General features: G+C 69.6%; 16 protein-coding genes. 9 read left to right on the top strand and 7 right to left on the bottom strand.

Going from position 1 to position 14,646, the window contains the following annotated elements; all coding sequences use genetic code 11:
• The first annotated feature begins 101 nt into the window (after positions 1-101).
• From AC1Q5B_RS09075 to AC1Q5B_RS09065, 3 genes are read left to right on the top strand one after another with little or no spacing between them, the layout of a single operon-like run.
• Positions 102-605, top strand: a complete 504-nt coding sequence (locus AC1Q5B_RS09075; RefSeq protein ID WP_492631358.1) for an RNA polymerase sigma factor — start codon at positions 102-104, stop codon at positions 603-605.
• A 25-nt stretch (positions 606-630) separates the two neighbouring features.
• Entirely contained in the window at positions 631-1,275 is a 645-nt protein-coding gene (locus AC1Q5B_RS09070; protein WP_492631357.1) for a hypothetical protein, read from the top strand.
• Positions 1,276-1,300: 25 nt separating this feature from the next.
• Positions 1,301-1,531, top strand: coding sequence for an RNA-binding S4 domain-containing protein (locus AC1Q5B_RS09065; RefSeq protein WP_492631356.1), 231 nt, complete (start codon positions 1,301-1,303; stop codon positions 1,529-1,531).
• 185 nt (positions 1,532-1,716) lie between these two features.
• Here AC1Q5B_RS09065 and AC1Q5B_RS09060 read toward each other — a convergent pair whose 3' ends face one another.
• Positions 1,717-2,847 carry a COG3904 family protein gene (locus tag AC1Q5B_RS09060; protein ID WP_492631355.1) on the bottom strand — a complete coding sequence of 377 codons (1,131 nt, stop codon included), beginning with the start codon at positions 2,845-2,847 and terminating at the stop codon, positions 1,717-1,719.
• Positions 2,848-2,967: 120 nt separating this feature from the next.
• Positions 2,968-3,357 carry an MAPEG family protein gene (locus tag AC1Q5B_RS09055; protein WP_492631354.1) on the bottom strand — a complete coding sequence of 130 codons (390 nt, stop codon included), beginning with the start codon at positions 3,355-3,357 and terminating at the stop codon, positions 2,968-2,970.
• Between the two features lie 220 nt (positions 3,358-3,577).
• On the opposite strand from AC1Q5B_RS09055, the gene AC1Q5B_RS09050 reads away from it, so the two are divergent.
• A complete protein-coding gene (locus tag AC1Q5B_RS09050) occupies positions 3,578-6,775 on the top strand; it encodes a putative bifunctional diguanylate cyclase/phosphodiesterase (RefSeq protein WP_492631353.1) in 3,198 nt (1,065 codons plus the stop codon).
• Between the two features lie 3 nt (positions 6,776-6,778).
• On the opposite strand, the gene AC1Q5B_RS09045 is transcribed toward AC1Q5B_RS09050, so the two are convergent.
• From AC1Q5B_RS09045 to AC1Q5B_RS09035, 3 genes are all read right to left on the bottom strand, one after another.
• A complete protein-coding gene (locus AC1Q5B_RS09045) occupies positions 6,779-7,912 on the bottom strand; it encodes a DUF1501 domain-containing protein (protein ID WP_492631352.1) in 1,134 nt (377 codons plus the stop codon).
• 2 nt (positions 7,913-7,914) lie between these two features.
• Positions 7,915-9,309: a DUF1800 domain-containing protein gene (locus tag AC1Q5B_RS09040; protein WP_492631351.1), complete on the bottom strand. Its 1,395-nt coding sequence runs from the start codon at positions 9,307-9,309 to the stop codon at positions 7,915-7,917.
• 117 nt (positions 9,310-9,426) lie between these two features.
• Positions 9,427-10,323: a LysR family transcriptional regulator gene (locus AC1Q5B_RS09035; RefSeq protein ID WP_492631350.1), complete on the bottom strand. Its 897-nt coding sequence runs from the start codon at positions 10,321-10,323 to the stop codon at positions 9,427-9,429.
• Positions 10,324-10,437: 114 nt separating this feature from the next.
• Between AC1Q5B_RS09035 and AC1Q5B_RS09030 the strand changes: the two genes are divergently transcribed.
• The 5 genes from AC1Q5B_RS09030 (at position 10,438) to AC1Q5B_RS09010 (ending at position 13,433) form a co-directional block, all read left to right on the top strand.
• Entirely contained in the window at positions 10,438-10,851 is a 414-nt protein-coding gene (locus AC1Q5B_RS09030) for a DoxX family protein (RefSeq protein WP_492631349.1), read from the top strand.
• A gap of 141 nt (positions 10,852-10,992) precedes the next feature.
• Positions 10,993-12,078: an SMP-30/gluconolactonase/LRE family protein gene (locus tag AC1Q5B_RS09025; protein WP_492631348.1), complete on the top strand. Its 1,086-nt coding sequence runs from the start codon at positions 10,993-10,995 to the stop codon at positions 12,076-12,078.
• 10 nt (positions 12,079-12,088) lie between these two features.
• Positions 12,089-12,595 (top strand): hypothetical protein, encoded by a 507-nt coding sequence (locus AC1Q5B_RS09020; RefSeq protein WP_492631347.1) that lies wholly within the window; start codon positions 12,089-12,091, stop codon positions 12,593-12,595.
• A 19-nt stretch (positions 12,596-12,614) separates the two neighbouring features.
• Positions 12,615-13,148: a hypothetical protein gene (locus AC1Q5B_RS09015; protein ID WP_492631346.1), complete on the top strand. Its 534-nt coding sequence runs from the start codon at positions 12,615-12,617 to the stop codon at positions 13,146-13,148.
• Positions 13,149-13,244: 96 nt separating this feature from the next.
• Positions 13,245-13,433: a hypothetical protein gene (locus AC1Q5B_RS09010; protein WP_492631345.1), complete on the top strand. Its 189-nt coding sequence runs from the start codon at positions 13,245-13,247 to the stop codon at positions 13,431-13,433.
• Positions 13,434-13,437: 4 nt separating this feature from the next.
• Here the strand turns inward: AC1Q5B_RS09010 and AC1Q5B_RS09005 are convergent, their stop codons facing one another.
• Together AC1Q5B_RS09005 and AC1Q5B_RS09000 are read right to left on the bottom strand one after the other, a co-directional pair.
• Positions 13,438-13,827 (bottom strand): SpoIIAA family protein, encoded by a 390-nt coding sequence (locus tag AC1Q5B_RS09005; protein WP_492631344.1) that lies wholly within the window; start codon positions 13,825-13,827, stop codon positions 13,438-13,440.
• Positions 13,828-13,924: 97 nt separating this feature from the next.
• Complete coding sequence (locus AC1Q5B_RS09000; RefSeq protein WP_492631343.1) at positions 13,925-14,599, bottom strand: GNAT family N-acetyltransferase; 675 nt, start codon at positions 14,597-14,599, stop codon at positions 13,925-13,927.
• Positions 14,600-14,646: the final 47 nt, after the last annotated feature.

Below are 14,646 nucleotides of genomic sequence, written 5' to 3'. Positions count from 1 at the left end.
GCACGATCGGACGGCCTGCGGGCGTGATTTTCCCGGCGTCCCGGCGAATCACCTGCCAGACCGCACAATCCACGGGTGCCGGGATGGAATCGATCACGATCATGAACCGCTTCACGGAGACCGACGCCGGCACGGAGTTCCCGCGACTGCTGCAACAGCACCGCGGCATCTTCGCCAAGGTGGCCGGCACCTACGCCTGGCACCCCGACGACCGCGACGACCTGATGCAGGAGATCGCCGCGCAGCTGTGGCGCGCGTGGCCGTCCTACGACAGCGGCCGCCCCTTCGCCACCTGGATGTACCGGATCGCACTGAACGTGGCGATCTCGCAGGTTCGCAGCCGGACGCGCGCGCCGTCGTCCGAAGCGTGGAGCGAGGACCACCACGACCTGGCCGATCCTCACGCGCACGACCACGAAGGCCGCCAGCAGGTCGACCTGCTGTACCGCTTCATCCAGGCCCAGCCGCCGCTCGACCGCGCGCTGTTGCTGCTCTACCTGGAAGACCACAGCTACCGCGAGATGGCCGATGTGCTCGGCCTGAGCGAAACCAACGTCGCCACCAAGATCAGCCGGCTGAAGCAGCGTCTGCGCGACGAACTCTGATGAACACCGACCACGGAGCCCTCACATGGAACCGGATGAACTGAAAGCCGCCTGGCACGCGCTGGGTCAACGCCTGGAACGACAGGAAGCCATCCAGTGGCACCTGCTGCGCGACCGCAAGCTCGATGGCGTGCGATCCACCGTGCGCGCGCTGTTCTGGGCGCAGGCGCTGCAGGCCGTGCTGGGCGCCAGCCTGCTGGTGCTGGGCGTGGCGTGCTGGGGCCGCAACACGGAGGTACCCGGCCTGTTCGCCACCGGCATCGCGCTGCATGCGTTCGGCGTGATCACGATGGTCATGGCGTTCATCACCATGAGCCTGATCGGCACGATCGATTACACGGCACCGGTGCTGAAGATCCAGAAGCGCTTCGCCCTGCTGCAGCGCTTCTACGGGATCAACTCCATGGTCTGCGGTGCGCCTTGGTGGATCATGTGGCTGCTGGTCGTGGTCGGGCTGGCCGGACTGGGTCCGGTGGACCCGCACGCGGGTACGCCGCCGTGGATCGCCTGGAGCTTCTTCATCAGCATCACAGGCTTCATCGGCACGGTCGCGGCCGTGTACTGGCACCGCCATCGCCATCCGGGCGTGGACCGTAGCTGGGAGGAAAGCGCGGGCGTCCGTCGCGGCCGCACGCTGCTGGCCGAGATCGCGCATTTCGAAAAGGAATGACGGCCGGCTGGCTTACACTGCGCGCATGCAACGCATCGACTTCGATCTGGACGCCGGCCACGACTACGTGGAACTCAACCAGCTGCTGAAACTGGTCGGCATCGCCGACAGTGGCGGCCAGGGCAAGGCCATCGTGGCCAGCGGCGCGGTGACGGTGGACGGCGCGGTGGAGCTGCGCAAGACCGCCAAGATCCGCGCCGGGCAGGTGGTGCAGATCGACGACGCCGAGGTCCGGGTGCGCGGTGCGCAGGACTGACAACGGCGTGCATCGGTAGAGGCATGCCACCTGCTGTTCCCTTCCCCGTGCAACGGGGAGAGGGTGCCGGAAGCGGATGAAGCGCTGTTGCCCTCGCATCCCCTCATCCAGCGCTGCGCGCCACCTTCTCCCACAAGGGGAGAAGGCAACAGGGTGCGCTACACGCCCGTCCGGCCCGGCTCTCCCTAGGGCGATGTCCCCGACGTGTCCTCGGGCAACACCGGCGTGTCGTCGCTGTCGGCCATGCGATCGAACTCGGACAGCGGGCTGTCCGCCGGGCATTTGATGTCCGGGAAACCGAACTGCGTGCGCAGTTCCAGGCCGCAGGCCTGCATGTCGTCCAGCCCCGCGCCCGACTTCTTGCACGTGCTGTCGAAGCTGCGCATGAAGGCGTCGCGACGCATGACGAAGTCGTCGCCGCAACGGCGCATCAGCTGCAGGCGGTCGAGGTCGTCCTGTGCGGCGTTGGTGCCATCCAGGCCGTACTCCTGCAGCTCGTCCTTGCTGAGCAGGCGCAGGCGGCGGTTGGGCACGGTCATCATCAGGTCGGCGACCGCCACCGCCACGCCGTTGCGTTCCAGGTAGTCCTTCACGCGGCCGTAGACGCCGCGCAGTTCCTCGTTGAGTTCGGCGCGGGTGGTGGCGGTGGAACTCATGCGGATGATGCGGTGCACGCCCACCTTGCCGGAGATCAGGCGGTTGTCGCCGGCGCCCAGCACGAATACGCAGGCACTGTGGCAGACCGAGCCCTCGCGCACCCAGATGGTCCAGCCGCCGGCCCCGATGACGTCGCCGGCCTTGATCGCGTCCTCGACCTGTCCGCCGGCGGAGTCGAGGTCGAGGATGCGCTTGTGGATGCCCATGCGGCCGGCGATGTCGGCCACGCGCGCGACCAGATCGGTGAAATCGGCGGCGATCTTGCCCTGGTAGCGCAAGCGCAGCACCCCACCCTTCTGGCAGGGCGACAGTGCGTCCACCACGCTGAAGAACGCGAGCGATTCGAGCGCGGCGCCGTCGCCCTCTTCGGTGTTGTACTCGGCCTGGCAGCTGACCCAGGCCTGGCCGGAGGTCACTTTCGACACCGGCCAGTCGGTTGTCATTTCCCGCGGGGGCGCGGCTTCCGGCGGCGACGCCAACGGCCCGGTCGACACGGCACCATCGCCCCGTTCGGCCTGCCTGGCCGGCGTGTCCGCGAGCGCTGGCGACGCTTGGGCCATCGCATCGGCCGCACCTTCGGGAGTGGCCGGACCGCAGGCGGCCAGCAGGACGGCAATCAGCAGCGCAGCGAAGGCGAAGGGGGAGTTGCGGGACAGCATCCGGTCGATCACGGCACGACGCCAGCCGGGGACGGCATGGCAGGAAGGGGAGCGGCCTAGTCTAGGGTCAAACCCGGCATGCCGACCCACCCTGCGATGAACCCGTGTCGCGCACGGGCATCACAGCAAGGCCCACAGCACCTGCAGCAGCCCCCACAGGGAAATGCCCCAGATCACGGTGCGCAGGTAGGGAATGCCTGCCGCATACACCGGCACGTAGGCGAGCCTCGCCCAGAAATAGCATTGCGCGCCCAGCGCCGTGGCGGCGTCGCCGCGCTCCAGCACCACGACGGCGAGCACGGCGGCAGCGAAGAACGGGAACGTCTCCAGGAAGTTGCGCAGGGCCCGATCCATCCGCGCGGCGACACCGGTCAGTGGCGGCAGCGTGGCATCGCGCGCACCGACGTTCCACTTCACGCCCCGCTGCCGGGTAGTGAAGGCCGCGCCCAGCAGCACATGGACCAGACCCAGGGCGACGGACCAGGCGAGCATCTTCACTTCGATCAGCATGGCAGTCCTTCCAACGAGAGGTGGAGGCCACTCTAGCGCAGCCTCTGCGCGCGTCCCCCGCCACATCAACGCCGACCGGCTACACGCATTTCGTGCCTGCCGGCGGCTTCCCGGCAGACAAGGGCCCCCGCGCTTCCTGAACAAGGGCGGGCGTGCTTGCGGCTGGCCGGTGATTTGGGTATCACAGTCACACGGAGCGTCGGCTCCGCAGGGGAACGCATTGGCAATACACCAGGACCTTTGGCGGCCCGTCCAATGGGCGCAGCGCTTTGCAGCCGGGTTCGCCTGGCTGTTGGCCGCCACGCTCACTCTGGTGGATGCCGGCAGCGGCCATTTCCTCGATGACAGCGTGCCGGTGGTCGGTGTGCTGGTGGCGATCGCCACGTGGCGCAGCACGCAGCGCCCGGTGCGCTTGGCGGTGGCGGGCCTGCTGAGCGTCCTGCTTCTGCTGCACCTGTGGCAGTTCCATGCGCTGGGCACGTGCCTGGTGCTCGTCGCCGCGACCGTGATCGCCTGGACGAGGGTCTGGCGCGGATTCTGGCCGGAATTCGTCATGCGCGTCTTCGCCGCTGCGCTGCTGCTCCTCGCCATGCAGCCGGTGCTGGGCGCGCTGCAGGCCGGCCGCAGCGTCCCGGAAATCGGCTGGGCGCTGTCGCTGTCGGCGCTGGCGATGTTCCTGCTGGTGTACACGCCGTCGCTGCGCGATGGACGCACGCTGGACACCAGCACCGAGCTGGTCGCCTTCGTCCTGGCATTCGCGGTGATCGCGCTGGTCGGCTGGCACGTCCCCGGCAGCCTGGTCGGCAAGATGGGCGTGGACTTCCCGCCGATGCGGCCGATGTCCACCCTGTGCGTCGCCGGCGTCGCTCTGGCCCTGTTGCTGCGGCAGCGCGAGCAGGAGCGCGCGGCGTGGATCGTGCTGGCCCTGGTCACGGTGCCCTTGCTGTTCACGCTGCTGCAGACGCTGGGCGGCATCACCACCCCGGTCAATGCGCTGCTGCACCGGCTGGGCTGGCTGCCGACCCTGCCGCTGATCGGCGGCTACACCGATTACGGCGTGCTGACGGCATGGATCGCGGTGGCCGTACTGCCGCAGTCGCTGCAACGGTGGGAAAGCCTGCGCTGGGGCATCACCCGCGGTCTCGGCATCGCGATGGCGTCGGTCGCCGGCATGGCCACGCTGGGCCTGCTGATCCAGCTGCCCTACCACCGCGAAGGCCTGTCGATCTACCAGATATCGCTGACCGCGTCGGCGCAGCTGGTGGCGCTGGGCCTGGCGCTGGCGGTGGCCGGCGAGAACTCGCTGCGCGAGCGCATGTTCGGCGTGCTGCCGATGGCCGCCGCACTGGTGTTGGGCGGGCTGTACTGGACGGCGGCGTCCGGCGATCGCGATGCGATGGCGCGCAACGTCATGAAGACGCAGACCGCCACCACCACGCCGACCTTCCTGCGCGGCATCGAGCTGCGCCGCAGCGCGCTGCGCCAACTGTCCGCCTCGTTGACCGCCGCCACGCCCGAGGCGGCCGAAGACCTGTTCGATCATTACGTGGACGACATGGTCGGCGCCTTCGCCGGCTTCCGCGTCGTGCGCAGCGTCGGCGAAGGCCACGAGTTCCGTTGGGTACAGCCCGGCTTCGACGCGCCGGTCGCGCCCTCGCCGCCCATGCCGGTGGCGGCGGCCGGCCACCTGCAGCCGGTGGTGGGGGGCTGGTGGCTCACCGTCGATACCACCGGGCGCCGCACGCAGGGTTTCATCGCGCTGGACGATTTCGTCCGGACGCTGAGCAAGGCCGTGCTGTCGGACCGCTCGGTGCGCGCCACCGCGGCCGGCATGCCCACGGTGATCCAGGGGCAACCGCAGGGCACCCCGCTGTCGGTGGAGCATGTCGCGCTGCCCGGCCATGATGTGCAACTGGAACTGTGGGCGCCCCCCGCGCTCACGTCGTTCACGCTGCCGCGCGCGCTCGTGGTCGGCGGCCTCAGCAGCGGCCTGCTGCTCGCGCTGGTGCTGTTCCTGCTGGACATCTCCCGGCGACGCTCGTCGGAGGCCGCGGAGACCGCGCGCTCGCTGCTGCTGGAAACCGAACGCCGGCTGGATGCGCAGCGCCGGCTCAACGACGCCGCCGCGATGGACAGTGCGACCGGCCTGCCCCGTTTCTCGGCCCAGGCCAGCCTGATCACCGAACGGGTCGCGGCGCCGTCGGCCTACGGCCATGGCCTGGCGTTCGTCGACCTGGACGGGTTCGGCATGGTCAACGATTCGTTCGGCCACGATGGCGGCGACGAAGTGCTGCGGCGCATGGGCCAGCGCATCCTCGCGGCCTGCGACGGCCAGGGCAGCGTGTACCGCTATGGCGGCGAAGGCTTCCTGGCGCACTTCGCCGACATCGACATCGACCAGCTCACCCGGCTGGCCGAAGACATCCGCCGCGCGGTGGGCCAGCCGATCGCGCTGTACTCGACGCATCCCTCCTTCACCGTCACCGCCAGCATCGGCTTGGCACATTCGCCCGAACACGGCGCCGACCTGCAGACGTTGCTGCGCAGCGCCGACGACGCGCGCCACCTGGCCAAGCGCGCCGGCCGCAACCAGGTGCGCCTGCCGTCGGCGAGTACGCAGCAGGAAGCCAACGATCGCCTGAGCCGCGTCACCGCACTGCGCGAGGCGGTCGCGCGCGGCCAACTGCGGCTCGCCTACCAGCCGGTGGTCGCCGGCGATACCGCGCAACTCATCGGTTTCGAGGCGCTGGCGCGCTGGCGGCATCCGGCCTGGGGCGACGTGCCACCGTCGGTGTTCATTCCGCTGGCGGAGAGCGCGGGGCTGATGGAGGACATCGGCCACTTCGTGCTCGAACAGGCCTGCCAGCAACTGGCGCGCTGGCGCGGCATGGGCCTGCGCACGCTGGGCATGGCGGTGAACCTGTCGCCCAGCCAGCTCGGCCAGCCCACGCTGGCGCCGTGGATCGCCGACTGCCTGCAGCGCCATGAGCTGCCGGCGGATGCGCTGACGCTGGAGCTGACGGAAAGCGTGCTGGTCGAAGACATGGGCGCGGCGCAGCAGATGCTGCAGACGCTGCATGCGCTCGGCGTGCGGCTGGCGCTGGACGATTTCGGTACCGGCTACTCCAGCATGGCCTACCTGCAGCGCCTGCCGCTGGACATCATCAAGATCGACCGCAGCTTCGTCGACGGCATCGCGACGGAGAGCACCGACCGCGCCATCGCACGCACCATCCTCGTGCTGGCGCACGAGATGGGCTTGCGCACGATCGCCGAGGGCGTGGAGACGTCCGAGCAGATGCACGCGCTGCAGCAGATGGGCTGCGACGAGATGCAGGGTTACTTCTTCGGCCGACCGATGGAAGTCGACGAGGCCACCACGCTGGCGCGCGGCGAACTGCGGCATGCCATCGGCTGAGGTTCACCCGCGCAGCAGATCCCTCGTCGCGGCCACGCCGCCGCTGTCGGGGAATACGCGAGCATCGAGCGTGGCACGCGCGATGCCGAGGTGATCGCCCACCACGCCCTTGAACACACTGCGCAGGTCAGTGGTCGCGCGCAGGTCACGGCCATCGTTGAGCTGCGTGGGCGCCAGGCCCGGCCAGTCGCCGGCGATGCGCCCGCCCGCCACCGCGCCGCCGGCCAGCATCGCCAGCGTGCCGGTGCCGTGATCGGTGCCGCCGGTGCCGTTGACCGCCGCGGTGCGGCCGAACTCGGTGACCACCATCACCACCGTGCGCGACCACGCCGCGCCGATGTCGTCGTGGAACTGCTTGAGGCCCTGGTCGAGTTCGGCCAGCTTGCGCGCCAGCACCGGTCCCTGCTGTGCATGCGTATCCCAGCCGGTGTTCTCGACGAAGCCGATGCGCGGACCGTCGGCGGCGGCCATGAACCTCGCCGCCGCCGCCATCGCCTGCGGCAGCCGCGCCACGTTGCCGCCGGCCTGCATGCCCTGCGCGGCGACGGCCTGTTCGAACGGATGCGCCAGTTGCGCGTCAACGGCGTACAGCGTCTGCAGGCGTTGCAGCAGGATCGGGTTGACGTCGTCCGGCAGCGGTGGCGACCACGTCGTCGCCTCGGCGGGACCACGCAGGATCAGCGGCATCACCGTGCTGACCGACAGCGCGCGCGAGGCAGGCAGCGCGGCCACGCAGCGGTTGAGCCAACCGTTCGCTGCGCCGCCGGTAGCCGCCGTGCCGTTCTCCAGATTGTCCTGCGCCTCGAAGTGCGAGCGCTGCCGGTATGGCGGCGCCACTGCGAGCACCGGCAACCATTCGCGCCGCGCGTACAGCTGATGGCTGAAGGCGAGCGCCGGATGCAGGGTGAAATCCGCATCCAGCCGGCGCGCACCGGCGACCGCAAGGCGGCCGCGCAACGCGGCATGCTGCGGATCGCCGTTGGGAATCACCGCGTGCAGACCATCCAGTCCGCCGCGCAGCAGCACGATCAGCAGGCGCGTGTCGTCGCCGCCCGCCGCCTGCGCGAAGCGCGGCCACAGGCTGAGCGTGGTGGCGGCCGCACCGGCGGCGAGGAAATGGCGTCGGCTGATCGACATGGTCAGGTCCTCCACTGGAAGGCGGGACTGGCGAACAACAGGGCGAGCCCTTCGCGCGGCGATTCCGCACGCCGCAACGCGGCCAGTGTGTCGGCATCGAGCGCATCGCCGAACACGACCGCCGCGGTACGCAGCGGATCGGGGTCTTCGCCCGCGGCGGTTTCGGCCAGCGACTGCGCGGCCTGGATGCGCTTCCACACCGCATCGGCACCGCTCCAGTCGTCCGCCGCATCGGCGAAGCCTTCCGGCGAGCGCGGCGTGAACGGCGGTTGCCCGAGCCGGCCCAGCAATCCCGCCACCACGCGCGGTTGCGCGACGGTCGTCGTGCCGGTGCTGCGCAGCGTCGACACGACGAAGTCGTCCGGCGTCTTCAGCTTGCGTGCGTCGGCCGACCACGCCGCGTCGCTGTCGATCAGTGCCGTATACACCGGCCGCAACGCACCGCCGCTGCGCTGCCACGCGGCCGTCATGCGTTCGATCACCGCCGGCGGCGGCGTATCGCGGATGAAATGCCGCGCCAGCTTGCCGCAGACATGCCGCGCGGTGGCCGGATGCACGGCCAGGTCGCGCAGGATGGCGCGGCCCTGCGCTTCGCCATCGGCGGCGTAGCGACGACCGAGCACCTGGCGCGGGCCGGCCTCGTGCGCATTCGCGCGGAACTGGAACATGGTGCCGGCAGCGCCCTGCCGTTCGCGCGGCGCCGGCACGCTCCAGCCGGTGATCGCGCGCGCGAGTTCGCGCACATCATCCTGGGTGTAGCCCCCGTCGACACCGAGCGTATGCAGTTCCAGGATCTCGCGGGCGAGGTTTTCGTTGAGGCCGGCACGCGGCACGGCCTCGCCCTGCGCACGACGGCGCTGCCGCTCGGCCAGCCGCGACTGCTCGCCGACCGAACGCACGTTGTCCAGATAGCGGAGCATCGCCGGATGCTGTTCGACCGCCAGCAGCAGGTCGGCGAAGCTGCCGGTGGCGTGCGGACGGATGGCTTCGCGTTCCATCGGTGCGGCGTAGAGCGTCGCGGTGCGCTTGTCGACGGAGACGGCGAAATGGTTCGACCAGAACCGCACCAGCCGTTCGACGAAATCCTGTTCGGTCACCACCGCCTGGCGATAGCGCCAGCCGAGTTCGGCCTGCTGCTGCCGGCCGAAGCGTTCGCGGAAACCCATCGCCGCGTCGTTGGGCGTGCCGGCCGGGCGCGCCTCACGGCGATCGCGCAGATACTCGTATTCCGCCTGCAGATAGTCGGCGCTGGACGGGAGCGATGCCGGCGCGACCGCGGGAGGCGCACGCAGCTGCGTCTGCAACCAGGCGCGTGGATCGTCGATGCGGTCCAGCGTGCCCGGGCGCGCGCCCAGTCCGAAGCGGTTGGCGGCGCTGACGGCTTCGCGTCGGGTCATGGGAGGCTCCGTGGGATCGACCCAGGTTCCAACGCGCTGCACGCGCCGGCGTTGACAGTGCGTCGTACACGGTCAGCGATGTCGACGCGCTTTCACCCGCATGAATACGCTGACGGACTAGCCCTGGCCGTCGCGCAGCTGCGCGAGGAAGGCGCGGCCGGCGGGACCCGGCGGCGTGTCCTTGCGGTACACCGCGCGCATCGGCATCTGCGCGTAGCGCGGATCGGCGTCAGCGAGGCGCAGGCGCTTCAGGCGTCCGGCGGCAAGGTCTTCTTCGACGATATGCAGCGGCATGTTGCCCCAGCCCAATCCGGCGCGCAGGAACGCATGCTTCGCACCCAGATCCGCCAGACGCCACGTCAGCGGCGACTGCACCGCGAAATCGCGGCCGGCGGTCAGCGGGGTGCGATCGGTGAGCACCAGTTGCACGTGCCTGACCAGCATTTTCGTCGGCACGGCGCCGCGGACGGCGGCCATGGCATGCGACGGCGCGACGACGGTGACGAAAGGCACCGACAGCAGCGGTTCCACCGCCAGCGTGTCGGGCAGTTCCGGCAGCGAGGCGACGACGCCCAGTCCGCAGGCGCCCTCCAGCACCGGCTGGATCACACCGCCCAGCACTTCGACGTACAACCGCAGCGGCGTATGCGGGAACGCGGTGCCGCTGTGCGCGGCGGCACGCGTCAACGCCGACATCGGGAACATCACGTCGACCGCCACCGACAGTTCGGGTTCCAGGCCCTCGGCGACGCTGCGGGCGCGCGCCTTGAAGGTGTCCATGTGCTCGGCCACCGCGCGCGCGTCCACCAGCAGCGCGCGGCCTGCATCGGTGAGTTGCGGATAACGCCCGCTGCGGTCGAACAGCGTCACGCCGAGTTGCAGTTCGAGGTTGGCGAGGGTCTGGCTGACCACGGACTGCGCGCGCCGCAGCGTGCGTCCGGCGGCGGAAAAGCTGCCCTGCTCCGCCGCCGCGATGAAGGTGCGCAACTGGTCGAGGGTGACGGCGTCGAGCATGTATCGCTCCAGACGATAGGTTTCATCGAAATATATAGGCTTCCGGGATGCAGGGCGACGGCCTATCGTGCGCTCCGTACCCGCCACACCCACCTCGATTCCACGGAGTCCATCATGTCCACCGTCACCGCTACCCCGATCGCCCCCCGCATTCCCGCCCTGCAGGGCGCCGCCGACCTTGCCGGTCGCGGCCTGCTCGCCTCCCTCTTCCTCATCTCCGGCCTCGGCAAGCTCGCCGCCTATGCCGGCACCGTCGGCTACATGGAATCCGTCGGTGTTCCCGGCGCCCTGCTGCCGCTGGTCATCGCACTGGAAGTGATCGGCGGCCTGGCCATCGTCGCCGGCTACCGCACGCGCGTCGTCGCCAGCCTGCTGGCCGCCTTCTCGATCGCCAGTGCGCTGCTGTTCCACAACAACCTGGGCGACCCGATCCAGCAGATCATGTTCCTGAAGAACATCGCCATCGCCGGCGGCTTCATCACCCTGGCCGCGCGCGGCGCCGGCGGCTGGAGCATCGACAACCGCTGATCCCTTCCGCCCCGCGACACCAGGGACGCCGGCCTCGCGCCGGCGTTCGCGCGTCCGGAACAGGCGCGACCCGCACGCCGATACAAGCCCGGTCGTCGGGGGTATGCCAGCGTGCAGCCTGCCTCGCCGCTGGAGTCCAGCATGCCCGGTCGCCTCCTTTCCGCCCTGTGCGTCGCAGGCGTGTTGGCCTGCGCTCCCGTGCAGGCCGGCGAGATGGCGCGCCGTCCGGTGACGCCGTTCGCGACCCTGCCTGACGACGTGCGGCATCCGGAAAGTCTGGCCGTCGACCCGGCCGGCGGCGAGGTGTACGTCGGCACCTTCGACGCACGCGAACCGGCGCTGGCGCGCAACAACCAGTTGCTGCGTTTCGATGCCCAAAGCCGGCTGCTGGCGCAGCGCAGCGTCGGCGCAACGCCGCTGACCGGCGTCGGATTCTTCAAGGGCAAGCTGTACGTGCTGAACTTCGGTGCATCGAAGCTGCAGCGGATCGATGCGGCGTTCACCGCCGATACGCCCATCGAGGACGTCGCGACGTTCTCCGCCCTGGCGCCACCCGCCCCGCCATCGCGACGCATCGCCAATCCGGATGGCAGCGAGGACGTGATCGACTTCGGTGCAAAAGGATTCCCGGCGATCAACGGCCTGGTCTTCGACCGCACAGGGACGCTGTACGTGTCGGATTCGTTCCAGGGCGCGATCTACCGCATCGCCGACGTCGCGACCTGCGCGCCGTGCCGTGTCGAGGTCCTCGCCCGCGATCCGCTGCTGGCGACCACCGGCGCGCTGCCGTTCGGCGCGAACGGACTGGCGTTCAACGCGGACGAATCGATCCTGTACATCAACAACGCCGGCGATGGCCGCGTGCTGCGGCGACGCATGTCCGATGGCGCCATCGATGTACTGGCCGATGGCGTCTACGGCGCCGACGGTCTGGTGTTCCACCGGGGACTGCTGTGGGTGTCGGCGAACCAGATCGACACGCTGGTCGCGCTCGACGAGCGCGGCCGTGTGCGCCAGCGCGCGGGCGATTTCCTCGGGGTAGCGGCGGACGGCTCACCGCGTGGCCTGCTGTTTCCTGCCGCCTCCGTCGTGCACGGCCGCAGGATGATCGTTGCCAACCTCGCCCTGCCCCTCACGCCTGCCGCCGGCGACGAGTGGGAGGAGGACGTGACCCGCTGGAACCTCATGCAGTTCGATCTTCCCGATCCGCCACCGCCTGCCCCTTGAGGAACATCCCATGCTCAACATCACCCCGTTCGGCTGGTTCCACACCGCCCTCAGCCTGGTCTCGCTGTCGGGCGGCCTGTACGCGCTGCTGCGCCATCACGACATCCGCTATGCAACGTCGCTGGGCAAGACCTATACCTGGTTCACCGTCGCCACCTGCGCGACCAGCTTTTTCCTGATGCGGACCGGCAAGCTCAGCGAAGCGCATGGCCTGACCGTCCTGACCCTGATCGTGCTCGCCATCGCGGTGCTGCTGGGCCGCAACGCGGTGCTGGGATCGTGGCGGCATGTCTTGGCCTCGCTGGCGTTCACGCTGACGGTGTACTTCCACTTCATCCCCGGTTTCACCGAGACGCTGACGCGCGTGCCGATCGGCGCGCCGCTGGTGTCGGGCCCGCAGGATCCGCTGCTGCAGGCGCTGGTGGGCGCGACCTTCCTCGTGTTCCTGGTCGGCATGGTCCTGCAGGTGCGCGCGCTGCGTCGCGGGCGGGTACAGCTGGCCCATCCCGCGACATGACCCCCCGGGTGCAGCGGCCATGCTGACGTCGCTGCCCACGCTGGATGCGCTGCTGGATGTCCACGCCCCGCAACTCGGAGGCGATGCGCCCGGCTACCGCCACCACGCGTACCGGGTGGCGAACTTCTACTGGCTCCTGGCGCCCGGCGACGCGGAGGTACGGGAGAAGCTCTGCATCGCGGTGGCGTTCCACGATCTCGGTATCTGGACGGCGGGCACGTTCGACTATCTGCCGCCATCGTGCGCGCTGGCGCGGAACCATCTGCAGGCGATCGGCAAGTCGGGATGGCAGGACGAAGTGGACGCGATGATCGACCACCATCACAGGATCCGGCGCATGCCGCCGGATGCACGTGCCAGCGTGGAGGTGTTCCGGCGCGCGGACTGGATCGACGTGAGCCGGGGCGCACTCCGCTTCGGCTTGCCCGCAGGCGCCGTACATGCCGTCATGGCCGCGTTCCCCAATGCCGGCTTCCATCGCCGGCTGGCATCGCTGACGCTGCGACGCCTTTACCGCCATCCGCTCTCGCCGCTGCCGATGATGCGCTGGTGATGGAAGGCCGGACGCCATCGCAGTCGCGCAAGAGACGCAGTCCCGGCCGGCGTCGGGCAGCGATGGCGATCTGAACGAGGGTCCGATCGCCGGCCGATGCCCGCTGGCCGGTCCTTTGCGGTCGCGGCGTTCAAACCGGCACAGGGCTTCACGGCGCGTTCGCGCCTCTCAGGATTGGATGGCACCATGCACCGCGCGCCCGCCCCTTTTTCGCTGCTGCACCGCCTGGCGTTCATGGGGCTGGGGATAACGCTGGCCGCGCTCAGCGGGGCGCTGTTCCCCTGAGGGATCAGGAAGCCGGCACGGCCGGATCGAGCTCCGCCGCCCACGACAACGCCAGCTTCAGCTCCTCCTGCGCGAAGGTGCGCATCTCGGTATGCGGCATCACCCGATCCGCCAACGCCGTCACCGCGACTAGCCAGCGCTTGTCGGTGACCACGGCGGCGCGCACGAAGCGGTCGTACTCGCCGCGCTTCGACAGCGCATAGCGCAGGTCCTTGCCGATCACCTCCACCGCCAGGCCGTGCAGGTCGCTGATGTCGCTGACCACGGCGATGCGCGGGAAACGCGCGAGGCGCGATTCGAGGTCGGTGATGCAGGTGTCGTAGTCCGTGCCTCTCAATTCGTCGGCGAAGCGGTAGGCGGCGACGTACGGCGGGCTGTCCAGGATCTCGATCATCCGGGCGCTCCATGAAGGTCAGCGGCGACCTTAGCCGTGCGCGCGCAGTCGTGTGTCAAATCCGCTTCACGAAACTGCACGTACCGGCGCGCGCCCGTCACGGGACCATGCGCTTCAGCGACCAGAAACCGATGTCGCGCCGCACCCGGTAACCCAGTTGCTCGTAGAGCGTTTTCGCGCGCGGATTCTCGTGGCTGACGTGCAGGAACGGCTGCACGCCGCGGGCCAAGGTGTCGTTGGTCAACCAGGCGGTGAGCCGACGCGCGTAACCGCGGCCGGTGAAATCCGGATGCGTGCAGATGGCGCTCATCTCGCGGGTGCCCGCACTGCCCATGCGCTCGCCGATCATCGCCGCCAGCCGTCCGCGCTCGTAAATACCGAAGTAGCGCCCCAGTTCCATCGTCCGCTCACGGAAGTAATGCGGATAGACGAGCGCCGTCAGCGCCAGCACCTCATCGCGCTGCGCCTCGCCGAGCGGGACGATGTCGGGACCGGCATCGACCGCCAGCGGTTCATCGCACACCATCTGCGCCAGCGGACGGAAGGCCTGCAGCGTCCAGCCCGTGGGCGGCGTGGGCGCAACCCCGATCAGGTACACCGACTCGCCCGACGCGACCAGCGCATCGAGCGCATGGCCCACCGGCACCTCCGCCGACGCCACACCCAGGAACGGGGCATAGGCCGCGGGATAGCGCGCGACCCCGCCGGCGCGGAGTGCGACGTCGCGATGGATCGAATCGAGCGCGGACCAGAAGGGGTTGTCGAGGGTCATGCCATCGTCTCGTCGCTGCCGCGGCGTCGCGGCGTGCGACCGTCCGG

This window comes from Pseudoxanthomonas sp. GW835-FHT14C01, assembly GCF_058793715.1.
This window is presented reverse-complemented; position numbering and strand designations above follow the sequence as displayed.

Bases quoted from the DNA above. Each gene is read 5' to 3' on its own strand.
- AC1Q5B_RS09075 (WP_492631358.1), top strand. From the start codon at position 102: ATGAACCGCTTCACGGAGACCGACGCCGGCACGGAGTTCCCGCGACTG.
- AC1Q5B_RS09070 (WP_492631357.1), top strand. From the start codon at position 631: ATGGAACCGGATGAACTGAAAGCCGCCTGGCACGCGCTGGGTCAACGC.
- AC1Q5B_RS09065 (WP_492631356.1), top strand. From the start codon at position 1,301: ATGCAACGCATCGACTTCGATCTGGACGCCGGCCACGACTACGTGGAA.
- AC1Q5B_RS09060 (WP_492631355.1), bottom strand. From the start codon at position 2,847: ATGCTGTCCCGCAACTCCCCCTTCGCCTTCGCTGCGCTGCTGATTGCC.
- AC1Q5B_RS09055 (WP_492631354.1), bottom strand. From the start codon at position 3,357: ATGCTGATCGAAGTGAAGATGCTCGCCTGGTCCGTCGCCCTGGGTCTG.
- AC1Q5B_RS09045 (WP_492631352.1), bottom strand. From the start codon at position 7,912: ATGTCGATCAGCCGACGCCATTTCCTCGCCGCCGGTGCGGCCGCCACC.
- AC1Q5B_RS09040 (WP_492631351.1), bottom strand. From the start codon at position 9,309: ATGACCCGACGCGAAGCCGTCAGCGCCGCCAACCGCTTCGGACTGGGC.
- AC1Q5B_RS09035 (WP_492631350.1), bottom strand. From the start codon at position 10,323: ATGCTCGACGCCGTCACCCTCGACCAGTTGCGCACCTTCATCGCGGCG.
- AC1Q5B_RS09030 (WP_492631349.1), top strand. From the start codon at position 10,438: ATGTCCACCGTCACCGCTACCCCGATCGCCCCCCGCATTCCCGCCCTG.
- AC1Q5B_RS09025 (WP_492631348.1), top strand. From the start codon at position 10,993: ATGCCCGGTCGCCTCCTTTCCGCCCTGTGCGTCGCAGGCGTGTTGGCC.
- AC1Q5B_RS09020 (WP_492631347.1), top strand. From the start codon at position 12,089: ATGCTCAACATCACCCCGTTCGGCTGGTTCCACACCGCCCTCAGCCTG.
- AC1Q5B_RS09015 (WP_492631346.1), top strand. From the start codon at position 12,615: ATGCTGACGTCGCTGCCCACGCTGGATGCGCTGCTGGATGTCCACGCC.
- AC1Q5B_RS09010 (WP_492631345.1), top strand. From the start codon at position 13,245: ATGCCCGCTGGCCGGTCCTTTGCGGTCGCGGCGTTCAAACCGGCACAG.
- AC1Q5B_RS09005 (WP_492631344.1), bottom strand. From the start codon at position 13,827: ATGATCGAGATCCTGGACAGCCCGCCGTACGTCGCCGCCTACCGCTTC.
- AC1Q5B_RS09000 (WP_492631343.1), bottom strand. From the start codon at position 14,599: ATGACCCTCGACAACCCCTTCTGGTCCGCGCTCGATTCGATCCATCGC.